This is a genomic window from Enterobacter cloacae complex sp. P16RS2, from assembly GCF_014982155.1.
Taxonomy (GTDB): Bacteria; Pseudomonadota; Gammaproteobacteria; order Enterobacterales; family Enterobacteriaceae; genus Enterobacter; species Enterobacter cloacae_M.
Window position 1 is genome coordinate 30,700 of sequence record NZ_JADCKW010000004.1, and the last position, 19,851, is coordinate 50,550.

Consider the following 19,851-nt stretch of genomic DNA (forward strand, 5'->3'; position numbering starts at 1 on the left):
CGATTTACTTGGCATAATTGCCTCGCAATTGACTGACGTTTATTGCACCTGAAAGCCGTTGGTGTTACAGCACCGCGGCTTTCGCCATTTCTGTAGTTCTCACATAACCCCCAGCATCGAAGTGACCATGGCCATCAGCGGCGCGGTCAGGTCCGGGTCGACACGGAACATCTCTACAATCCCCTCACTGAGCTCCTTGAGCTTCTGGTGACGCGGGGCGTTCATCGCAACGGCCACTTTCGCCTCGCTCGTTTCCTTCTCAAGTCGAGCTAAGCGGGACATGAAACTGTCCTCAGGAAGAAGTCGATGGCGATACTCCAGCGGCAGAACGGCCATGATTGCCGGCGCCATCTGGCGAATGTTGTTGGCGGCGTATTCGGTATCGCCATCAATCCAGCGAAACACCTTCTGCATCTGGCGGTGCGAGTCAGTCGGGATATCCAGCCCGGTGCCGCCGGTAGCCCGCCACTCTTCCACAATCAGCGCCGCGACAAATTCACGGCTGCGGCAGTCAGCTGCCCAGGCGCGAACAGCCGCGCGGATCCCATCGATGTTTAACGCCACGGAATCAGGCTCCCGGCGATTCTGGTAAATCATCGCCGTTGGCGAAAATTTGTTACCTTGTTGATACGCAAGTGAATGCATTGCTTTCCCTTTCGTGGTTAGGCCGCAGTATCACGCGGCGATGCGAATACCAGGCTTTCTTTGAGGACCGGAGCCTGGCGGTGAAAATTCTTCGTGCCTTTCTCGATAGCAGATGCCATTTCTGGAGATGCCCGGCGATTTCCGTAGGCAATCTGGTCCAGGTAACCTGGCGTCGTGTTAGCCAACTTTGCGAGCTGCGCCCATTCGTCGGTAGTGGCGGCCTTGCGCCAGCGGTGTAGTTCAGTGCTCATTGGTGTCTCCGGGTGAGTCGTTTGATTTGGAGTTTAGCGTTATGCTAAATACTACGCAAGCATCATTTAGCAATTTGCACATTTATCATTTTGCTAAAAGCAGTAACAATGCAGGTATGGAAAATAAAGAAATCAGAAAAGCCAACCTGGAAGCGCTGTACGAGAAGCGTCAGCACGAGTCTGGAATGACCAAGGCGCAGTTCGCCGAGCTCATCGAGACAAGTCCGGCTGCGCTTAGCCAGCTACTGGGACCAAACCCTCATCGCAATATCGGCGATAAGATGGCTCGCAAAATTGAAACTGCGCTTAATCTGCCTTTTGGCTGGATGGATGTTTTACACGCCAGTGAGGAATCTTCGAACGTTGCATTTCGAGGACTGAACGAGACAAAAGGAAGTTATCCTGTAATCAGCTGGGTAAGCGCGGGGCAATGGATGGAAGCTGTAGAACCTTATCACCGAAGAGCGATAGATCGCTGGTATGACACGACTGTTGACTGCTCAGAAGATTCATTCTGGCTGGACGTTAAAGGGGATTCTATGACCTCCCCGGCCGGACTGAGCATACCCGAGGGGGCAGCAATACTTGTTGACCCTGAAGTCGAACCGCGCAACGGGAAGCTGGTTGTCGCAAAGCTGGAAGGCGATAACGAAGCGACATTTAAGAAGCTTGTAATCGATGCCGGCAGACGCTTCCTTAAGCCACTTAACCCCGCATATCCAATGCTAGAGGTTAATGGAAACTGCAAAATTATCGGCGTTGTGGTTGATGCCAAAATACTAAACATCCCATAACCTCACGCAAACCCCCTCAAGCCCGCCATCGCGCGGGCTTTTTTACGTCACGAATCCCTGCGCTGTAAATTTTTAATCGCTTATTAATCAATACGCTAAATAAAAATCATCAACAATTTAGCATTTTGCTATTGCGCATAATTTAGCATCACGCTAAATTTACCCCATCGAAACGAAACATCGACAGCTGAGCGAAGTTAGCCAGCGGCGGACAGCAAGTCGCCTGCTTTTTAACAACATGCAGATTTACAGCGTCAATGACCTGTTAAGACCCCTACACGTAAACGTGCTGTATCACCGGGTGCGATCCGGTCGGTGAGAGAGTATCCCCGCGCGAGAGCGAGAACGGCGTGAGAACGGGCAACACTGGCAAGGAGTTGGCGCTGATTCAACTTAGAGGAGTGATTCCAATGAAGCACTAAAGCGGACAGACCGCACTTTCAAGCCGCAGTAATGATGCGGCCCCGAGTCTCAGTGAGAGAGCCAGACGCAGGTCCGAACTGCGGCTTACCGCTGGTCAGGGTAAATCGAGGAAAAGGGTATGCCGGTAAAGCAGTGCGAACGCCATACGCGCACCGGTTATGAGCGGCGACGAGCGACAGGTACTCAAGGGCATGAGCGCGGCCACTGCGAGAGTGTGGCGAAATAACTGAAGCTTAAATATAAGCTTCAGTTTTTAAGTTACTGACTTTCTTTATTTAATCGTTTGTATTCTTTTACAAGGTTTTCATAAACATCAGTTATAGCCTTTCCGTTCCCCACAGCACCTAAGTTCCCAGCTTTTATTAATTCAAGTATGACCTGCTGGGCTGCTGCTTCCGCGCTATTTCTGGGGTTAATAACATCACTCATAAGATCTCCTTTTTCATTAGAAAACATCGAACTACGTTGTTGATTAAGCAATTGATGATTTAACACGCGATCTCAAATTTAGCAACTACGGAAAAGGTAAATGCATACCTCAGTCGCTTCACCGAGGCGGCTTAGTTATGAAAACCGGCGGCCATCCACCGCCCATTGAAACACTGAATAAATGCGTTGAAGTCTTGTATTAACCGTTCCGTTCGCCGCGATAAGGCCAAGAGGATTTATGAACAACAAAACTGGTGGTCCAGCTTTTCCACAATCAGGCGTATGTACACCTGAAATTAACTCATGGGATAGCGATGATTTTGGTGGTCGTGGAATAAGCATGCGTGACTACTTCGCGGCTAAAGCTATGCAGTCGGCCTTGTTAACTTCGAAGCCAGAGAACCCTCTGGGACGAATGGATATTTTTGCTCAGTCAGTAGCTAAAATCTCTTACGAGATGGCTGACGCAATGCTCCGCGCCCGGGAGGCATCATGACAGTCACCCACAACGGAAAGCAGTACACCGCCAAAAAGCTCAACGATAACGAGTGGCTACTGACGTCGCTATCGGCACCGCGGGAAAAACTGGTGCTGAACCGCTGGCAGATGCATATCGCTGGCCTCCTGGAACAGGTTGAGGTGAAGGTATGATTGGAATGCACTACGGCACCGCATCAGTGCCACGTAGCGAGGTTTTACCGGGCACAATGCTGCAACACCACGGCAAAACTTATTGCGCCTCTGCGAACGTTGAGAAAGGCCTGTACGCCTTCAACATCTTCGAAAAAACCATCATCAAAAGTGATTCCGTCGTTGTGCTGCTGAATGAGCGCGGCGAGCCAATGGTTCACTGATACCAACCACCCTGTTCAACCGATCGGCCTGGCTCAATGCGGGCGGGATCTGCACATCCAAATTTCAGGAGTTAAGCCATGAACGCATACCTCACTTACGACCGCATCGAAGATCGGCGCTGGGTTGAGCAGCAGCTCGACGACGAGAAAGAGAAGTGGATCGACGACCGGGCACAGCAAATCATCGACATGATGCCAAAAGAGCCGTCCGGCCTCTTCCGCTTCTCGGTCCCGATTGACTCCAGCCCATACGAAGGACTTCGCAGCGATAAAGCTGGCGAAGCCTACAACGATTTCATTTCGGCAGTTGCTTACGCCCAGGCGGAATACGACTGGGAACACCGTACCGGCTGCCCGTTTTAAGGAAAGAGCTAATGGCCCGCAGAAATTTACTCCACAAATCGAAATTAGCCGACTTTAAGGAGTGGCTCTCGATGAACGGAATTCAGTGGAGAGATGGGAAAGGTAGTTACCAGGTGATCCAGGTGAATACGGGATGCGGCTGGACACCGATTTATGACAGCAGCAAAGAGCGACGCGAGCATTTCACCATTCAGGATGCTCTCAGGCCTTTGGTAAACAGATTCATCAGAGAGGCTGCAAAATGACAGATTCAAAAACACATTACCGCAAGGCATTTGACTCCCCTTACCTAAGCAGCGCCGACATCGTTGAGCCAACGGTGCTGACGATCGCCCGGGCAACGTTAGAAAACGACAAAACAAAAAAATCCAAAGACGTTTTTAACACCGCTTATTTTGAAGAGCGCGAGCTGCGCCCTGGCGAAAAGCTTAAGCCGATGATTTTGAATGCAACCAATAGCAAGATGCTGAAAAGCATCACCGGATCCCCCTTCCTTGAGGATTGGGTAGGCGTGAAGGTCACTGTTTACGTCGATAAAAATGTCCGGTTCGGAAAGGAATCGGTTGAAGGTCTCCGCTTAAGCCCGGCGCGCGTCACAAAACCGGTGCTTTCGCCGGAAAAAACGCAGGCATGGAATAACGCCAAAGCTGCCTTCAAGCGAGACGGCAACCTTGATGCAGTGCTGGCGAGAATGGATATTTCTCCAGAGCATCGGCGCCAGCTTGAGCAGGAGTGTTCATCATGATCTGGCACGACGTCGAGCAAAATGGTGAAGAGTGGGATGCTCTTCGCCTGGGTAAGGCAACCGCGTCCAACTTCGGCCTGATTATGGCTAACGATGGAAAGGCTTTTGGCGAACCAGCCAAGCGTTACGCACTTCAGTTGGCTCTGGAGCAGATTAAGGGGTGCAAGTCTGAGTATGGCTTCTCAAACGACCACATGGAGCGCGGGCACGAACAGGAGCCAATTGCACGCATGCTGTACGAAGAGATGAACTTCGTCGATGTGGATAACGGCGGTTTCTTTGATCACGAAACGTATGGTGACAGCCCCGACGGCCTCGTTGGCCAGAGCGGGCTCGTTGAGATTAAGTCGGTCATTGCCGCCACTCACTACTCCACCCTCACCCGCGGCTCCTTCGATCCGGCATACAGATGGCAACTGGTCGGTCACCTCGATTGCTCCGGCAGGGATTGGGTTGACTTCATCAGCTTCTGCTCAGACTTCCCGGACGGTAAGCAGCTCATCGTTTATCGCCTTACAGCTGCTGAATGTGAAACAGAAATAGCCCGGCTACGCGCACGCAGAAATGATTTCCTCGAACTTGTTGCGGACACTAAACGCCGCATACTGGAGCTCGAATGAAACGCACCCCATTCTACCGCAGGCCCGGGCGAACCGGGCAATTCTCCGGCCTCCGTGAGCGCGTGATCTGGATGATTCAGACGCGCGGTCGCCCGGTCACCGGCAGCGAAATCGCAGAGAAGTTCGGCGTAACGCTCATCGAGTTCAACCGGGTAGCCAACGGCATTACCCGCGGCTCCGGACAGATAGCTCAGATCGTTGAGTCGGAAAAATGGGTCAACGAGGACGGCATCTGCGACCGGACATTCGACCTGGTTACGAAGCCAAAGGTCGTAACACCACAGGGCAAATCGCGGCTGTTCACCCGGCGCGCCATAGAGCAATCACAGGAAGGCAGACGGCAGGAATGCATTGAACGTGCCGCCCGCCGTAGCCGCCTGATTGCTCAGGGCCTCTACATCGACGAAATGGAGTCAGTGCTATGAAAGCGTGGTCACTCGAAGAGCTTGCGCTGCTGTGGCGGCACTCAAACGCTGAAGTCGCGGATATAACCGGCCGCAGCATTGAAGAGGTCGGAGATAAGCGGCTGCAAACCAATATTGAGCGTAATGGCTGGGATGTTAACGATCCGGAGCGGGAGGATGCATGAGCAAAGTAGGCGATTATTTCTTCGAGTTTCCGGCGTCGCGCGGCATGCAGGGTGGCACGGCGACTTACATGATAACGGCACCGGCCCGCGCTCTGACGCGCATACTTGCCTCCGACAATCACGGCAGCACGCTCGAGCGTTCTCAACGCGAAATTAACCAGGCGCGAGTGAAGAAGTTTTACCAGTACCTCGTCAATGCATACCAAAACAAAGAGCCCTTCATCATCCCGCCGCTGGTCGGCAACTGCGACGCGGATATTGAGTTTGAAGAGTTCGGCAATACGAATGTGGGCGTCGCACGCTTCCCTATGGATGCGGTGATCAAACTTTTCGACGGCCAGCACCGCGCTGCCGGATTAGCTGAGTTCTGCCGGACTTACGGAGAGCCAATCAGCATCCCGCTGATGCTGACCCATAATCTCCCGCTGAAGGCACGCCAGCAGTTCTTCTCCGATATCAATAACAACGTCTCGAAACCTTCAGCTGCGATCAACATGGCCTATGACAGGCGTAATGAAGTTGCACAGGAAATGGTGACGTTCCTGTCTCAGCACGACACCTTCGCAGAGGTGACAGACTTCGAGCACAACGTCGTTCCGGCGAAAAGTAAGCTGTGGGTGAGCTTCAAAGCGCTGAGCGACGCGACGGCCAAGTTTGCCAACGCGGGCAGTAAGCCGCTGGAAATGGGCGACATCGAATCCATCTGGGAGGCCTGGCTGTCACTTACGCAGATCGAGGCGATTCGCCACGGCACCAGCCAGGCAGACTATAAGCGCGACTACATTCAGTTCCACGCGGTGATGATCAATGCCTTCGGCTACGCCGTTCAGCGGCTGATGGCTGACCACTCAATCGTCGATATCGTCCAGATGATTGACGAACTGGCGAGCAATGCAGGTTCCACTGAGATGGAAGACTTCTTCCTGATTTCGCGATGGAGCGGTATCTGCGTGAATGCCGAAAAAGACCGGCCAACGATCATTGCCTCCGTTCCGGCGCAGAAATCGGCTGCTGAGCAGCTCGTCAAAGTTATCCTGGCGAAAAGCCTTGAGGTGTAGTTATGACAATGCAGATGCACTCAATGCCCTGGCCTGATTCACAGGCCATTTTTTTGTCCAAAACCTACCTTTACATGAACATGGATGAACTGTGCGCAACGTTACAGCGCACCAAAGCATCTATCCAGATGAAGGCCAGCAGCATGGGTCTTTACCGCTGCGGGAAATTAACCATCGACGATCTGCAGCTGATTGAAGCCCTGCTTGATGCTGGACTTGAGCATGCGGTTATCGCCAGAAAGTTCGAACTCTCAGAGCCTCAGCTAATGAAGGTTCTGGAATCGGGAGCCTTTCATTGCGATATCTGCGCCACGTTCTCCGCGTCTATGCGTTCCTCTTACTGGAAATTCGACGAAGAACCGCAAAGGACTTATAGCTGCTGTCCGGCGTGTTGCCGCGCGATGGTTGAAAGCTTTAACGCAGGACACGACGGGCCGTTGCTGGCACGCAGACGGGAGGCGGCATGACTGATTACACCGGCAGCAACACGCCAGCGGATCAGCGCGACCTATGGCGCACTCCACCAGCGCTGTTCGCTTCCCTTGATGCTGAGTTCTGCTTCCAGCTGGATGCCGCAGCAGCGCCGTATAACGCGCTGTGCAGGAAGTTCATCACCGCCGAGCAGAACACACTGGAAACGCAGTGGGCTGAATACCTGAGCATTCCCGGCTACGTCTGGCTGAACCCGCCATACAGCGATATCACACCGTTCGTTAAGAAGGCTGCCGCCGAGAGCGTCAATCAGATCGGCACGGTCATGCTTGCCCCAGCTGACACTTCGGTTGGCTGGTTTAAGGAGGCTATCCAGACCGCCAGCGAGGTTCGCTTCATCACAGCCGGGCGGCTGGCATTTATCAACCCGGTCACCGGTAAGCCGGTAAGCGGCAACAACAAAGGGTCGATGCTCATAATCTGGCGACCGTACCCGCGTACACACTGCCACTTCGCAACTGTGGACCGGGACGAACTGATGGCTTTCGGGGCGAAACTTCTCGCCCGCCGGGAGGCCGCATGACGTCAGAAACAGACAACGCCATCCGCTCCGCCTGCCGCCGCTGCACCGAAGAAATCCAGCAGGCCATGCGCAGGAAGCCAAAGCCTAATTGGAACGATACGGTGCCTCCAATCATCAACAAGCATCACAAGAAAATTGAAGCTCTGGGGGTTAGCTCCTGGAGTTCGTCGTATACACAGGGCGGCTTAATCGCCGCTTCGGAGTTGAATCGTGAAGGTTAAGACTGAAGATTTAGTAGGCATCCAGCTTGATTATGCAACAGCGCTAGCAACCGGTCAGAAGGTGGATTTTGAAGCTGATACCGGGTGTCTTTGGTTTGAAGAGCGCGATGTGTGGTTCACCTGGAGCCCTTCAACGGAATGGGCGCAATGCGGCCCTATGATGGAGAACTTATCCATCAGCTGCTATCAGTCAGCAGACCCAGCTACTGGCAAGCTGCATCACTGGGTTGGGGTTTATGAACTGGTTTCGCCTGGCCGACGCCGGGGCCTGGTTGCTGACAATCCTCGCACAGCCATTTGCCGCGCAGTTGTATTTGCAAAGATCGGTCATGAGGTGGACATACCGGACGAGTTAGCCGAAAAGGAGCCAGCATGAAGGAACTGATAACCAGGTCGCTCGGGCGGCCTTTTTTATTGCTCGCGTTCACATTCAACCGAATTAACCGACTGTTCGCGGAGTGATAAATGGAAAAAACAAGATTTACGCGCGGGCCTTGGATAGCCCTGCCTGAAGAAGTAGATAAGAACTACATCCGCATCCGCGGCACCAATATTGGTGGACGCTACAAAATTGCCAACGTCATAACGCCTGTTTACGAAAATGTGCATGACCGAGAGGCAGTGGAAACAAGAGCCAATGCCAGACTTATCGCTTCGGCACCTGACCTTTTAGAAGCTCTGCAATGCCCGTTCAACAACTATAAGCAGCTCGCTGATTCAGGCGATGCCGGTAACTGGCGGCTCGAAGATGAGCCTGCCGGAAAGAAGGCGCTGCATGCCATCAACAAAGCCCTCGGTAAGGAGTGACCATGGCCGATATCATCGACACAGCAGCAGAGATTGAAGAGCTTCAGCGTAACGCTGCCCTTTCCGCTCACCGACTCAACCGCAACGCCGTATCAGCTGAGCATTGTGAAGAATGCGACGAACCAATTCCCGAGCCGCGGCGCGCTGCCGTTCCCGGCTGCAAGACTTGCGCGGAGTGCCAATCCGTCATCGAGTTGAAGAATAAGCAGACGGGACTGTCATGAACAACCGACAAGCGCGTAGGCTGCTTGGTGCTCACATCAATAACACTTATCGAATCAGCAATAGACGCTGGTTGGTATGGGGTAGCAATTGGCCTTTTGTTTGGGAGCACGCAAAGCCATCACCGCGGCAGAAAAGGAAAGCCAAAGAGGTTGCAGCATACCGAAAGGAAATAAAGCGCAATCAGGAGTCAGCCCATGTTCAGGATAATCCAGCCTAACACCTGGTACGCCGATCCCCACGGCGCGCCCTGCAAAATCATACGCGCTACCCACGAAGTTATCCACTACATCCGCAACGGTCGCACCTGCATTGCCAGCATGGGCCGCTTTCAGCACGAATTCGAGCCGCTCACCAAAGCACAGGCCAAGCGGATCGCCGAAGAAATCGAAACAACAGAACACTTGAAGAAGCTGCGCGCCCAGCGTGCGGCATGAGGAGAGAACGTGAAACCTTACGAGTCGAAGAAATCACAGTTCACCAGAAACCTGATCCGGCGGCGCCACGCTGAATGGTCAGAAAAGACATTCGGCAATGTCGGCCCCATCGGACCTCTGAAGCACCTTTCCAAAGAGGCGCTGGAAGCTGCTGCCGCTCCTGGCGACCTCAGTGAGTGGGCTGATATGCAGTTCCTGCTATGGGACGCGCAGCGGCGCGCCGGCATCACCGATGAGCAGATCACCGCAGCGCTGGAAGAAAAGCTAAAGGTGAACATGGACCGCCAGTGGCCTGAACCGAAAGACGGCGAACCGCGCCTTCACATCAAACCATGACGCAACTCATAGCCAGTTATGAGCTGGCTATTGAGTGCGAAAGCACTGCCACGTAATCCCTTTTGCCCGGCCCTGAGCCGGGCTTCTTTTTACCTGATTTCGATTAATCAACACGTCAACGCGGCCTCGCTTATAATGCCTGGCGGCTAAGGAGTTCTCATGGCTAAGCTTCTCAACTTGCAGGAATGGGCTGCTGAGGTCTACACGACTCCACCCTCCCTTTCTACTCTGCGTCGATGGACGCGGGAGGGGCGCATTTATCCCGCGCCTGAGCTGCATGGAAAGGAATATAAAGTTCAGCCTGACGCTATCTACGTGGATCCGCGCAAGAAGAATCTGCGCGCTAAACCGAAACACACCAAACTGCCGTCCGGCGGCACCTTACTGGAGAGACTGACTCATGGCGAAAAGGCCAGTACGTTACGACGCTAACCTGCCCCGTAACCTGACCTATCGTAAAAGAGACAGACTATACAGTTGGCGCAATCCGGTGACCGGGCAGGAGATTTCTCTTGGACGGATTGATCGCAAGGACGCTGTTGCCCAGGCCATTGAGGCCAACAACTACATCGACCAGAATTACCTTCCCTCTTCTCTACTGGATCGCATAAAAGACGTGCCCACTTTCACAGTGGCTGCATGGCTTGAGCGTTACGAGGTAATTCTCGAGCGGCGCGAGCTGAAACCAAACACGATGAAGGTCAGGCGAAACCAGATCGCCACCATAAAGGAAGAGTTCGGCAAAATCCCCCTCTCATCCGTCACGACAAAGGACATCGCCTCATTTCTTGAAGGGTACATTCTCTGCGATAAAAAGAGCATGGCCTCCGGGCTGAGGTCTGTAATGATGGACATCTTCAGGGAAGCGATCGTTGAAGGTCACGTGGACAGAAACCCGGCCGAGCCGACGAGAACTCCGACGCCGAAAGTTAAACGAGAACGCTTGTTGCTCGAACAGTTCACTGTAATCCGCCAGGCCGCGTTAACTCATTCTGACTGGGCGCCTAACGCATGCGATCTGGCGCTGATCACCGGCCAGCGGCGGGAGGATATCTCACTGTTCAGGTTCAGTGACGTTAAAGACGGGAGGCTTTTCGTTACTCAGGAGAAAACAGGTCACAAACTGGCGCTCCCACTTGATTTGAGGCTGGACGTCGCCGGGCTTGTGTTGCAGGATGTCATTGAGCGATGCCGGGTAAATAACCCATCCGACTTTATGCTTTACTCGCCGGTTCGCCGTGGCGGGAGAAAGCCGGGGCCGCTAACTCCTGACGGGCTCACCCAGGCCTTCGCAGAGATACGGGATTCGACCGGGTTAAAATTCGGCCCTAACCCACCGCCTTTTCATGAGATCAGAAGCCTCGCGAGCAGGCTTTATGAAAAGGAGCGCGGAGAAGAATTTGCTCAGCGTTTACTCGGACACAAAAATTTAACAATGACCAAAAAATACCTGGACGCACGCGGTGCAGAGTATGTTATGGTTTAGACAGGATATGGAAAATTCGAGTAATTTTCGGGGGATTTCGTGTTAAGACAGAAAAAACCCTTGATAAACAAATAGATAAAAAGAGACCGAATACGATTCCTGTATTCGGTCCAGGGAAATGGCTCTTGGGAGAGAGCCGTGCGCTAAAAGTTGGCATTAATGCAGGCTAAGTCGCCTTGCCTTTTAAGAATAGATGACGACGCCAGGTTTTCCAGTCCACAGCAAAAGCGGTCGGAAAAAAAGCGTAAGAGCATCATAAAAAGTAAAAAACCGCAGTGCTTTCGCAAGCATCTGCGGTTTTTTATTGGAAACCCGAACGTTAGCAGAGCTTGTCGGCGCGCTCGATAAACGGTGCCAGACTCATTTTTTGTCCCGGGTGTGACGGGTCATCGATCTGAATAATGCTAATCGGCTGGCCGCTGCTCTTGCCGCTGGCTACCTGCTGCTCTGCGGTATCATTCAGTGGGTATTGCACCAGCGTGCTCGGGTTGATCGCATACAGCGCATGGCCTGGACGGCAGGTCAGCATCACCTCTTCGCGATTGAACGCCCATTTGTCCTTACCCACTTCAAAACGACTCACGGTGATAACCTGCGGTGCGGCAAGCGCGCTCCCCGTACAGGCCAGCAATAAGAGAGAAAGTACTGTCTTTTTCATATGATATTTAACCTTGTCAGAAGGGTTCCCAGGTGGCGAACAGACTGACCGTTGCCAGCACCAGCGCTCCCAGCACCACTTCTGCCTGTGTCATCCTGATAAAAATCTGTTGTGCTCGCCCGCTCTCCGGACGAAACCGTGGCACCAGAAAATACCGATTTGCCAGCGCAATTACCACCATCAACGCCACCAGCGCACATTTGAACAACAAAAACTGCACGTAGCCAGCCTGCCAGGGAATATTGAGGCCCAATATCATAAGTGCATTTATCACCCCGGAGAGCAGGACGCCCGCAACGGCATAATGCCCCACGCGCGAGAAGCGCATCATGGTAAAGATGGCGGCATTCTGCCAGCGCCCTTTCGCCAGTCGCATGCAGAACAGCAGGGGCAGTAATCCGCCAAGCCAGGTGGCGGCACAGATCAGGTGAAAAGCATAATTAAGACGCTGTAGCGCCCCCATCGGACCGTCGTTCATCGCCGCGTGCCCTACCCCAGCCAGCAGGATAAGCTGGCCCATTGCGAGCAGCAGCAGACGCGAACCTTTCAGCGGCGCGAGCCATGCGGCGCTGACCGTTATCGCCGCGAGGATCATTTGCCACAGCCAGACGCCGCCAAACCGGGTTCCCATCACGCTGAACCAGACCTGTGGCGCAAACACATCTCCCCGGCCGTTGCCCATCAATCCGCCCTGCAGCAAAAACATCAGGACCGCAGCCGCCAGGCTCACTAAGGCCGCCACTTTCTGTTGCGACTGAAAACGCCGGGACAGCAGACGGTGAAGGGAGGATGGCGCAAACCAGACGCTGTAAAGCGCATTGCCAAACACCAGCATCAGCGCCCCGAAATGGATAAAGCGTAATCCGACATAACACAGCGCCAGCATGCTATTTCACGCTAAAGTGATAGCTGCCTTTGGTTTTATGGCCGTCAACGGAGACCACGTGCCAGTCCACCTGGTAAGTTCCTGCTGCCAGCGTTTGTTCCAGCGGCACGGTAAGCTGAGCTTTGTTCTTTTCGTCGCGCGTAGCGGTTCCCGTTTTGATGACCTGCTTTTGCGCATCCGTTACCACCACACCGCTAAAACCAGGTTCGATACCTTCCGAAAAATTCAGCGTAAGTGCCTGCGGTGCGGTCACCACGCTGTCTGCTGCCGGGACCTGCTGGTTAAGATGCGCATGTGCAAGCACGGAGGGCGTCATCATTGTCGAGGCCACAAAAACCAGTGCGCATACTGCGCGGGAAGCGGAGAAACCCATCCAATCATTCCTTTTTGTTATGTCTGTATGCTAAAGAATAACGCTGTATAATAAACGAGTCGAGGATCATCCTGCCTCCGCTTGTCATCATCGTGCAATCGCGGTAACGTTGCCGCCGCATAAAAAGGAGAAGGTAATGAAGATCAATCTGGCCGCCCTTCCGCAGGACGAGATGGATAAAGTGAATGTCGATCTCGCTGCCGCTGGCGTCGCGTTCAAAGAGCGTTACAACATGCCCATCGTGGCTGAAGTAGTGGAACGGGAACAGCCCGCCCATCTGCGCGACTGGTTCCGCGAAAGACTCATCGCCCACCGTCTTGCTTCGGTCAATCTCTCCCGTTTACCGTACGAGCCTAAAGTTAAATAAGCTTAACGAGTCGTTACACTTCCTTACGCGGAATCTGGCAGGATAAGAAAACCCTGATAAATTTGGGTCTATTCTTAAATCTCTGCGACTCAGTGTATAAGGAAGTCACGATGTCACATTGGAATATAGCGGCAGCCCAGTATGGCGGGCTGCATCAGACCGTAGATGACCATGTTACGCACCACCTGCGCTTCATCGCCGAAGCAGCACGGCAGCGGTGCGATCTGCTGGTTTTCCCTGAGCTCTCATTAACGGGCTCTGGCGCGCCGACGTTACCTCCCCCGCCCGATGACGCGCAGCTTGAGCCGCTGCTCAACGCGGCACATCTACACCAGATTACCGTTATTGCCGGGCTCCCCCTGGAACAGAATGGCCAGCGCCAGAAAGGCCTTGTGCTGTTTTCGCCCGCTCGCCATCGCATTTTGCGCTATCCGCAAGGGCGCGGTGCCAGCCTGGTGCCGGGGGATAAACACCTTAGCATCCTTGATACACATCCCGATTCGCCCAATCTCGATCCCCGGGCAACGCTTGTTACCAGCTGCCAGTCGGTGGGGGATAATCGCTGGCGGCAGTCCATCAGTAACCTGCAGCGCTTCGCGCATAAATATGCCATTGCGGTGCTGATGGCGAACGCCTGCGGCGGCAGCGCGCTGTGGGATGAAAAAGGCCAGCTGGTCGTGCGCGCGGATAAGGGCGAGCTTCTGGTGACCGGCACGCTCGGCGGAGAGGGTTGGCAAGGCGATATCATTCCTTTAGGCTAGGCGTTTTAAGCTCAGGAGTTTTCAATGCTGCGCGTCATCGATACCGAAACTTGCGATCTTCAGGGCGGAATAGTGGAAGTGGCCTCTGTCGACGTGGTTGATGGTAAAATCGTCAACCCCATGAGCCATCTGGTGCGTCCCGATCGCCCCATCAGCCCTCAGGCAATGGCTATCCATCGCATTACCGAATCGATGGTGGCGGATAAGCCGTGGATCGAAGAGATCATACCTCACTACTACGGTAGCCCATGGTACGTCGCGCATAACGCCAGCTTTGACCGCCGGGTGTTGCCTGAAATGCCGGGGGAATGGATTTGCACCATGAAGCTGGCGCGTCGTCTGTGGCCGGGGATTAAATACAGCAATATGGCGCTGTACAAGTCCCGCAAGCTCAGCGTTCGTACCCCAGAGGGGCTTCACCATCACCGCGCCCTGTATGACTGCTATATCACCGCCGCGCTGCTGATTGATATTATGAATATCTCTGGCTGGACGCCGGATGACATGGCGACGATCACCGGACGTCCCGCGCTGCTGACCACGTTTACCTTTGGTAAATATCGCGGGAAGCCGGTGTCCGAGGTGGCGGATAAAGACCCGGGCTATTTGCGCTGGCTGTATAACAACCTCGACAGAATGAGCCCGGAACTGCGCTTAACGCTAAAACATTATCTTGGCGACGCTTAACGCTCTGCACGGCCTGGCAAAGTTTCCTGCGCCAGGCCTATTAAAAAAGCATATTCCAGGGCAACGCCTTCGTACGATTTAAATCGCCCCGATTTCCCTCCGTGTCCGGAATCCATATCGGTACACAGCAGCAGCAGATTGTTATCGGTTTTCAGCTCACGCAGTTTTGCCACCCATTTTGCCGGCTCCCAGTATTGCACCTGAGAATCATGCAAACCGGTGGTGACCAGCATATGCGGGTAGGCTTTCGCCTCAACGTTATCGTACGGGCTGTACTCTTTCATATAGCGGTAGTACATCTCATCCTGCGGATTTCCCCACTCCTCAAACTCCCCGGTGGTAAGAGGAATGGATTCATCGAGCATGGTCGTGACCACATCGACAAACGGTACCTGCGCGACAATCCCCTTAAAACGGTCGGGACGCTGGTTGATCGCCGCCCCCATCAGCATGCCGCCCGCGCTGCCCCCCATCCCAAAGCAGAGCTGCGGATCGCCGTATCCCTGCTCAATCAGCGCATCGCAGACGTCGAGGTAGTCATTGAAGGTATTTTTCTTTTTCAGAAATTTCCCCTCTTCATACCAGTTCTGGCCCAGCTCACCGCCGCCGCGAATATGGGCGATGGCGAAAACAAAACCGCGATCGAGCAGGCTTAACCGGCTGCTGCTGAAATCGGCGTCCATGCTTGAGCCATACGAGCCGTAGCCGTACACCAGGATCGGGTTTTTGCCTTTCTGGAAATGAGCACGATGGTAAACAAGAGAGACCGGCACCTCCACGCCATCACGGGCGGTGACCCACAGGTGCTCGCTGCGGTAGTTTTCGGACTCAAACCCTTTTACCTCGGTCTGTTTAATCACCTGGCGCTGCCCGGTATCCATATCCAGCTCAAACAGGGTGTCCGGCGTGGTCATGGAGGAGTAGCCGTAGCGCAACCGCGACGATTCGGGTTCAGGGTTGAATCCAATCCACGTCACGTAGGCCGGATCATCGAACGCAATCCCCACCACTTCCCGGGTTTTACGGTTGATTTGCCGGATACTGGTCAGCCCGCGCTGACGCTCTTCCACCACCAGCCAGTCGGTAAACAGGGTGAACCCTTCCAGCATCACCTGATCCCGCGCGGGGATAAGCACCTCCCACTTGCGCTCATCGCGCACTTTGGTTTTATAGAGACCAAAGTTTTTGCCCTCGCGATTGGAGCGCAAATAAAAGCTGTGCTGGAAGTGATCCAGGCTGTACTCGTGATCCTTACGGCGCGGCAGGAAACAGAGCGGCTGGGCGTCCGGCAGTTCGGCATCCAGCAGCAGAACTTCCGACGTCGTCGCGCTGGCAAGGAAGATAATCACATAGTGGCGTGAGGAGGTTTTATGCAGGCTGACATAGAACGTTTCGTCTTTCTCTTCATAAACCAGCTCATCGTCAGCGGAGTCTGTTCCCACGGTATGTCGCCACACCTGGTAAGGCAGCAGCGTCGACGCGTGCTTTTTGACGTAGTAGACCGTCTCGGAATCATTCGCCCAGACAAAATCCGGGGAGACGTTTTCCAGCATTTCCGGATACCAGTTGCCGGTCTCCAGATTGCGAAACCGCAGGCCGTACTGGCGGCGGGAGAGATAATCCTCCGCCAGCGCCATCACCGCGTTGTCAGGGGAAATGGACATGCCGCCCAGGGTATAAAACTCGCTGTGGGCGGCGCGCTGGTTGGCATCGAGCAGAATATCCCACTCATCCCATTCGGCGCTTAACACCGACTGACGCTGGTAGATGGGATACTCATTGCCGGGCTCGTAAATATGGCGATAGCGATAGCCGTTTTTGGTCCAGGGCGCGGAGATATCGCGCTGGGGAATACGCTGCACCATTTCATTCAGGAGCTGGTCCTGAAGCGTCTGCTGGCTGGACATGACCTTACGGCCATAGTCGTTTTCCTCGTGCAGGTAGTCGAGTACCTCTGGCCGGGAGCGAGAATCGTCCCGCAGCCAGTAATAGTTGTCTATACGCGTATCGCCATGCGTGGTGATCGCATAAGGAGTACGTCGGGCTTTCGGTGGCATGTCATCATTCTTTTAAGTTTTACACCCTATAAGGTTGGCAAAACCCACGCATGATGCAAGCGAAACAGCGTCGCGACGGCGACGGCTATCCCTGTAACGCCTGTTTTTGCTCCCGGATATCCCGCTCAATACCCTCGCGCACGTCCTGAGGGATCTTTAACGCATCGCCCAGAGCGTTAAGGTAGCTGCGCTCCATAAAGTGATCGATATCGATGGCGGCGCAGCTGAGGAAATAGAGCTCCAGCGCCTCTTCCTCATTTTTCACACTTTGCGCAAGACGCTGCGGCTCGAGCGGCTGTTCTATCGCCTGCGCCACCAGCACTCTTCCCTTCTCTTCAACACCGGCCTCGCGCAGCTGCTGCTCGATCGCCGATCGTTCTTTATCGTCAATATGCCCGTCGCTTTTCGCGGCAAAAACCAGCGCAAGAATGAGCCGTTCGGTACGCAGATCCAGCGGCGAGGTGTGCTCGCCGTAATGCGGTTCATCGCTGTGCGCGGTCCGTACCCTGTCCTTGTATTTATTCCACAGCACGGTGCCCGCGATGGCGCCGCCGCCGGCCAGCAGCGCGCCTGTACCATACTTTGCCAGCAGCTTGCGTGAGGATTTATTCGCGACCAGCAGGCCTGCCAGCCCGCCGAGCGCCCCGGGTACCAGCAGTTTGCTGAAGTCCCGTTCGCCAGACGATGTTTTCTGCCCTAACAGGGATTGCAATTGATTTAACCAGCCAGACATGGTTTCCCTCACTTAACGGTGAACATGTTCCACAGCGTAAGCGAGCGGGCGTCAGGAAATGTCTGGTCGGGCTAAAGAAGCGCAAATTTCTGCCCTCGCGTTTATCCCTGCGCAAGACAGACGCAAACGTTTTCGTTTATACTGCGCGCAACTTTTTCAGGGGGATTGTTATGATTCGTTTAGGAACTGCGCTGCGACCTGCGGCGACGCGAGTGATGCTGTTGGGATCGGGCGAGCTGGGAAAAGAGGTCGCCATTGAGTGCCAGCGTTTAGGTGTGGAAGTCATTGCCGTAGACCGTTACGCCGACGCACCCGCCATGCACGTCGCCCATCGTTCTTATGTGATTAACATGCTGGATGGCGATGCCCTTCGCGAGCTGATTGCGCGCGAAAAACCCGATTTTGTCGTGCCGGAAATTGAGGCCATCGCCACTGATACGCTGATCGCCCTGGAGCAGGAAGGCCAGCGCGTGGTGCCCTGTGCGAAAGCCGCAAAGCTGACCATGAACCGCGAAGGCATTCGTCGCCTGGCGGCGGAAGAGCTGGGATTGCCCACCTCGAGCTACCGTTTTGCTGGCGATAAGGCCGCGTTCCTGCAGGCCGTTGAGGAGATTGGCTACCCGTGCATCGTTAAGCCGGTGATGAGCTCCTCCGGAAAAGGGCAGAGCTTTATTCGCGACAGCGGTGCCCTGGATAACGCGTGGGATTACGCCCAGCAGGGCGGCCGTGCCGGGGCCGGTCGCGTAATAGTCGAAGGCGTCGTGAAGTTTGATTTCGAAATCACCCTGCTGACCGTCAGCGCCGTTGACGGCGTCCATTTCTGCGACCCGATTGGCCACCGTCAGGAGGATGGCGATTACCGCGAATCCTGGCAGCCGCAGCAGATGAGCCCCCTGGCGCTGGAGCGTGCTCAGGAGATCGCCCGTAAAACCGTCCTGGCGCTGGGCGGCTATGGCCTGTTCGGCGTGGAGCTGTTTGTGTGCGGTGATGAGGTGATTTTCAGCGAAGTCTCCCCTCGCCCGCATGACACCGGCATGGTCACGCTGATTTCGCAGGATCTCTCCGAGTTCGCCCTGCACGTGCGCGCCTTCCTCGGCCTGCCCGTCGGCGGTATTCGTCAGTATGGCCCTGCCGCCTCGGCGGTGATCCTGCCGCAGCTAACCAGCCAGAACGTCACTTTTGATAACGTCGACGGGGCGGTGGGTGCAGGATTGCAGGTACGTCTGTTCGGCAAGCCGGAGATCGACGGAACCCGCCGTCTTGGCGTGGCATTAGCCACCGGGGATAACGTTGACGACGCCGTGGCGAGAGCGAAAGCGGCCGCTGCGAACGTCAAGGTAGAGGGATAAAAAAACGGGCCAAAAGGCCCGTTTTTCATGCGGCGAGTGGCTTACTGCTTCGCGCCTTCAACCGCTTCGCGAGCCAGTTTGGTAATGCGATCCCAGTCGCCCGCTTCCAGCGCATCCGCCGGAACCAGCCATGAACCGCCGATGCAAAGCACGCTTTTCAGCGCCAGGTAGTCACGGTAGTTGGCAGGAGAGATACCGCCCGTCGGGCAGAAGCGTACCTGAGAGAAGGGACCCGCAATCGCCTGCAGCGCTTTGGTGCCGCCGTTCGCTTCAGCCGGGAAGAATTTGAACTCTTTCAGACCGTAGTCCATGCCCAGCATCAGTTCAGAGACGGTGCTGATGCCAGGGATCAGCGGAATGGTACCTTCAGTGGCGGCTTTCAGCAGCGGCTCGGTCAGGCCAGGGCTGATGGCGAACTGCGCGCCCACTTCGGTCACTTCCGCCAGCTGCTGCGCGTTGAGAACGGTACCCGCACCGATGATGGCGTCCGGCACTTCTTTGGCGATAGCGCGGATAGCATCCATCGCACAGGCGGTGCGCAGGGTCACTTCCAGAACGCGAACGCCGCCCGCAACCAGCGCTTTCGCCATCGGTACAGCGTGCTCCAGCTTGTTTACCACGATAACCGGCACGACAGGGCCAGTGGTCAGGATTGCTTCTGCACTTGTTTTCCAGTTTTTCATCA

General features: G+C 54.7%; 32 protein-coding genes and 3 pseudogenes. 26 read left to right on the top strand and 9 right to left on the bottom strand.

Going from position 1 to position 19,851, the window contains the following annotated elements; translation table 11 throughout:
* Nucleotides 1–99: 99 nt before the first annotated feature.
* Together INF68_RS01380 and INF68_RS01385 are read right to left on the bottom strand one after the other, a co-directional pair.
* On the bottom strand, nt 100–645 hold the full coding sequence (locus INF68_RS01380; protein ID WP_063659671.1) for a toxin YdaT domain-containing protein: 546 nt from the start codon (nt 643–645) through the stop codon (nt 100–102).
* Nucleotides 646–662: 17 nt separating this feature from the next.
* On the bottom strand, nt 663–896 hold the full coding sequence (locus INF68_RS01385; RefSeq protein ID WP_000102594.1) for a hypothetical protein: 234 nt from the start codon (nt 894–896) through the stop codon (nt 663–665).
* A gap of 41 nt (nt 897–937) precedes the next feature.
* On the opposite strand from INF68_RS01385, the gene INF68_RS01390 reads away from it, so the two are divergent.
* Entirely contained in the window at nt 938–1,690 is a 753-nt protein-coding gene (locus tag INF68_RS01390; RefSeq protein ID WP_063659730.1) for a LexA family transcriptional regulator, read from the top strand.
* Nucleotides 1,691–2,371: 681 nt separating this feature from the next.
* Here the strand turns inward: INF68_RS01390 and INF68_RS01395 are convergent.
* The gene (locus tag INF68_RS01395; RefSeq protein ID WP_153257397.1) at nt 2,372–2,542 is read right to left on the bottom strand and encodes a hypothetical protein; all 171 of its coding nucleotides are present in this window, start codon (nt 2,540–2,542) and stop codon (nt 2,372–2,374) included.
* A gap of 238 nt (nt 2,543–2,780) precedes the next feature.
* On the opposite strand from INF68_RS01395, the gene INF68_RS01400 reads away from it, so the two are divergent.
* The 21 genes and pseudogenes from INF68_RS01400 to INF68_RS01500 all read left to right on the top strand — a co-directional run bounded on the left by INF68_RS01400 (nt 2,781) and on the right by INF68_RS01500 (nt 11,295).
* On the top strand, nt 2,781–3,038 hold the full coding sequence (locus INF68_RS01400) for a hypothetical protein (RefSeq protein WP_063659672.1): 258 nt from the start codon (nt 2,781–2,783) through the stop codon (nt 3,036–3,038).
* Nucleotides 3,035–3,193, top strand: a complete 159-nt coding sequence (locus tag INF68_RS01405; RefSeq protein ID WP_063659674.1) for a hypothetical protein — start codon at nt 3,035–3,037, stop codon at nt 3,191–3,193. The genes INF68_RS01400 and INF68_RS01405 overlap by 4 nt, the downstream gene beginning before the upstream one ends.
* The gene (locus tag INF68_RS01410; RefSeq protein WP_063659676.1) at nt 3,190–3,396 is read left to right on the top strand and encodes a cell division protein FtsZ; all 207 of its coding nucleotides are present in this window, start codon (nt 3,190–3,192) and stop codon (nt 3,394–3,396) included. The genes INF68_RS01405 and INF68_RS01410 overlap by 4 nt, the downstream gene beginning before the upstream one ends.
* A 78-nt stretch (nt 3,397–3,474) precedes the next feature.
* Nucleotides 3,475–3,759, top strand: a complete 285-nt coding sequence (gamL, locus tag INF68_RS01415) for a host nuclease inhibitor GamL (RefSeq protein WP_063659678.1) — start codon at nt 3,475–3,477, stop codon at nt 3,757–3,759.
* 11 nt (nt 3,760–3,770) lie between these two features.
* A complete protein-coding gene (locus INF68_RS01420; RefSeq protein WP_023328770.1) occupies nt 3,771–4,004 on the top strand; it encodes a hypothetical protein in 234 nt (77 codons plus the stop codon).
* Nucleotides 4,001–4,199 (top strand): annotated as a pseudogene (locus INF68_RS01425) (hypothetical protein). Before INF68_RS01420 ends, INF68_RS01425 begins: the two are co-directional and overlap by 4 nt.
* Entirely contained in the window at nt 4,196–4,504 is a 309-nt protein-coding gene (locus INF68_RS01430; RefSeq protein WP_162184608.1) for a hypothetical protein, read from the top strand. The pseudogene INF68_RS01425 and the gene INF68_RS01430 overlap by 4 nt, the downstream one beginning before the upstream one ends.
* Nucleotides 4,501–5,124 (top strand): YqaJ viral recombinase family protein, encoded by a 624-nt coding sequence (locus INF68_RS01435; protein ID WP_193525234.1) that lies wholly within the window; start codon nt 4,501–4,503, stop codon nt 5,122–5,124. Before INF68_RS01430 ends, INF68_RS01435 begins: the two co-directional genes overlap by 4 nt.
* A complete protein-coding gene (locus tag INF68_RS01440) occupies nt 5,121–5,549 on the top strand; it encodes a regulator (protein ID WP_193525235.1) in 429 nt (142 codons plus the stop codon). Before INF68_RS01435 ends, INF68_RS01440 begins: the two co-directional genes overlap by 4 nt.
* Complete coding sequence (locus INF68_RS01445; RefSeq protein ID WP_180251303.1) at nt 5,546–5,713, top strand: hypothetical protein; 168 nt, start codon at nt 5,546–5,548, stop codon at nt 5,711–5,713. Before INF68_RS01440 ends, INF68_RS01445 begins: the two co-directional genes overlap by 4 nt.
* Nucleotides 5,710–6,771, top strand: coding sequence for a DGQHR domain-containing protein (locus tag INF68_RS01450; protein WP_193525236.1), 1,062 nt, complete (start codon nt 5,710–5,712; stop codon nt 6,769–6,771). Before INF68_RS01445 ends, INF68_RS01450 begins: the two co-directional genes overlap by 4 nt.
* A gap of 2 nt (nt 6,772–6,773) precedes the next feature.
* Nucleotides 6,774–7,238 (top strand): hypothetical protein, encoded by a 465-nt coding sequence (locus tag INF68_RS01455; RefSeq protein ID WP_193525237.1) that lies wholly within the window; start codon nt 6,774–6,776, stop codon nt 7,236–7,238.
* Nucleotides 7,235–7,786 carry a phage N-6-adenine-methyltransferase gene (locus INF68_RS01460; RefSeq protein ID WP_193525238.1) on the top strand — a complete coding sequence of 184 codons (552 nt, stop codon included), beginning with the start codon at nt 7,235–7,237 and terminating at the stop codon, nt 7,784–7,786. Before INF68_RS01455 ends, INF68_RS01460 begins: the two co-directional genes overlap by 4 nt.
* Nucleotides 7,783–8,000: pseudogene (locus INF68_RS01465) on the top strand (hypothetical protein). Before INF68_RS01460 ends, INF68_RS01465 begins: the two are co-directional and overlap by 4 nt.
* On the top strand, nt 7,997–8,383 hold the full coding sequence (locus INF68_RS01470) for a phage protein NinX family protein (RefSeq protein ID WP_193525239.1): 387 nt from the start codon (nt 7,997–7,999) through the stop codon (nt 8,381–8,383). Before INF68_RS01465 ends, INF68_RS01470 begins: the two are co-directional and overlap by 4 nt.
* An 89-nt stretch (nt 8,384–8,472) precedes the next feature.
* Nucleotides 8,473–8,814 carry a hypothetical protein gene (locus INF68_RS01475; protein ID WP_193525240.1) on the top strand — a complete coding sequence of 114 codons (342 nt, stop codon included), beginning with the start codon at nt 8,473–8,475 and terminating at the stop codon, nt 8,812–8,814.
* A 2-nt stretch (nt 8,815–8,816) separates the two neighbouring features.
* Entirely contained in the window at nt 8,817–9,038 is a 222-nt protein-coding gene (locus tag INF68_RS01480) for a TraR/DksA family transcriptional regulator (RefSeq protein WP_193525241.1), read from the top strand.
* Nucleotides 9,039–9,233: 195 nt separating this feature from the next.
* Nucleotides 9,234–9,473: a DUF4222 domain-containing protein gene (locus INF68_RS01485; RefSeq protein ID WP_193525242.1), complete on the top strand. Its 240-nt coding sequence runs from the start codon at nt 9,234–9,236 to the stop codon at nt 9,471–9,473.
* 57 nt (nt 9,474–9,530) lie between these two features.
* Nucleotides 9,531–9,803, top strand: a pseudogene (locus INF68_RS01490) (dATP/dGTP pyrophosphohydrolase domain-containing protein); the annotation flags it as partial.
* Between the two features lie 165 nt (nt 9,804–9,968).
* Nucleotides 9,969–10,241, top strand: a complete 273-nt coding sequence (locus tag INF68_RS01495) for an excisionase (RefSeq protein ID WP_023300430.1) — start codon at nt 9,969–9,971, stop codon at nt 10,239–10,241.
* Complete coding sequence (locus INF68_RS01500; protein ID WP_193525244.1) at nt 10,210–11,295, top strand: tyrosine-type recombinase/integrase; 1,086 nt, start codon at nt 10,210–10,212, stop codon at nt 11,293–11,295. The genes INF68_RS01495 and INF68_RS01500 overlap by 32 nt, the downstream gene beginning before the upstream one ends.
* Before the next feature lie 319 nt (nt 11,296–11,614).
* Here the strand turns inward: INF68_RS01500 and INF68_RS01505 are convergent, their stop codons facing one another.
* From INF68_RS01505 to yobA, 3 genes are read right to left on the bottom strand one after another with little or no spacing between them, the layout of a single operon-like run.
* Nucleotides 11,615–11,953, bottom strand: a complete 339-nt coding sequence (locus INF68_RS01505; RefSeq protein WP_039263646.1) for a YebY family protein — start codon at nt 11,951–11,953, stop codon at nt 11,615–11,617.
* 16 nt (nt 11,954–11,969) lie between these two features.
* Nucleotides 11,970–12,839, bottom strand: coding sequence for a copper homeostasis membrane protein CopD (gene copD / locus INF68_RS01510; protein WP_193525245.1), 870 nt, complete (start codon nt 12,837–12,839; stop codon nt 11,970–11,972).
* A 1-nt stretch (nt 12,840) separates the two neighbouring features.
* Complete coding sequence (gene yobA, locus INF68_RS01515; protein WP_109845157.1) at nt 12,841–13,212, bottom strand: CopC domain-containing protein YobA; 372 nt, start codon at nt 13,210–13,212, stop codon at nt 12,841–12,843.
* Between the two features lie 136 nt (nt 13,213–13,348).
* Here yobA and INF68_RS01520 point away from each other — a divergent pair, with 136 nt between their 5' ends.
* The 3 genes from INF68_RS01520 to exoX all read left to right on the top strand — a co-directional run bounded on the left by INF68_RS01520 (nt 13,349) and on the right by exoX (nt 15,027).
* The gene (locus INF68_RS01520) at nt 13,349–13,579 is read left to right on the top strand and encodes a DNA polymerase III subunit theta (protein ID WP_013096102.1); all 231 of its coding nucleotides are present in this window, start codon (nt 13,349–13,351) and stop codon (nt 13,577–13,579) included.
* Between the two features lie 110 nt (nt 13,580–13,689).
* Entirely contained in the window at nt 13,690–14,340 is a 651-nt protein-coding gene (locus tag INF68_RS01525) for a carbon-nitrogen hydrolase family protein (protein ID WP_109845158.1), read from the top strand.
* A 24-nt stretch (nt 14,341–14,364) separates the two neighbouring features.
* Nucleotides 14,365–15,027 carry an exodeoxyribonuclease X gene (gene exoX / locus INF68_RS01530; RefSeq protein ID WP_010432611.1) on the top strand — a complete coding sequence of 221 codons (663 nt, stop codon included), beginning with the start codon at nt 14,365–14,367 and terminating at the stop codon, nt 15,025–15,027.
* On the opposite strand, the gene ptrB is transcribed toward exoX, so the two are convergent.
* Nucleotides 15,024–17,084 carry an oligopeptidase B gene (gene ptrB, locus INF68_RS01535; protein WP_126786407.1) on the bottom strand — a complete coding sequence of 687 codons (2,061 nt, stop codon included), beginning with the start codon at nt 17,082–17,084 and terminating at the stop codon, nt 15,024–15,026. The two genes, exoX and ptrB, sit on opposite strands and share 4 nt — an antisense overlap.
* An 85-nt stretch (nt 17,085–17,169) precedes the next feature.
* A complete protein-coding gene (locus tag INF68_RS01540) occupies nt 17,170–17,817 on the bottom strand; it encodes a tellurite resistance TerB family protein (RefSeq protein ID WP_126786408.1) in 648 nt (215 codons plus the stop codon).
* Between the two features lie 170 nt (nt 17,818–17,987).
* Here INF68_RS01540 and purT point away from each other — a divergent pair, with 170 nt between their 5' ends.
* Nucleotides 17,988–19,166, top strand: a complete 1,179-nt coding sequence (gene purT / locus INF68_RS01545; RefSeq protein WP_126786409.1) for a formate-dependent phosphoribosylglycinamide formyltransferase — start codon at nt 17,988–17,990, stop codon at nt 19,164–19,166.
* 41 nt (nt 19,167–19,207) lie between these two features.
* Here purT and kdgA read toward each other — a convergent pair whose 3' ends face one another.
* On the bottom strand, nt 19,208–19,849 hold the full coding sequence (kdgA, locus tag INF68_RS01550; protein WP_126786410.1) for a bifunctional 4-hydroxy-2-oxoglutarate aldolase/2-dehydro-3-deoxy-phosphogluconate aldolase: 642 nt from the start codon (nt 19,847–19,849) through the stop codon (nt 19,208–19,210).
* Between the last annotated feature and the right edge of the window lie 2 nt (nt 19,850–19,851).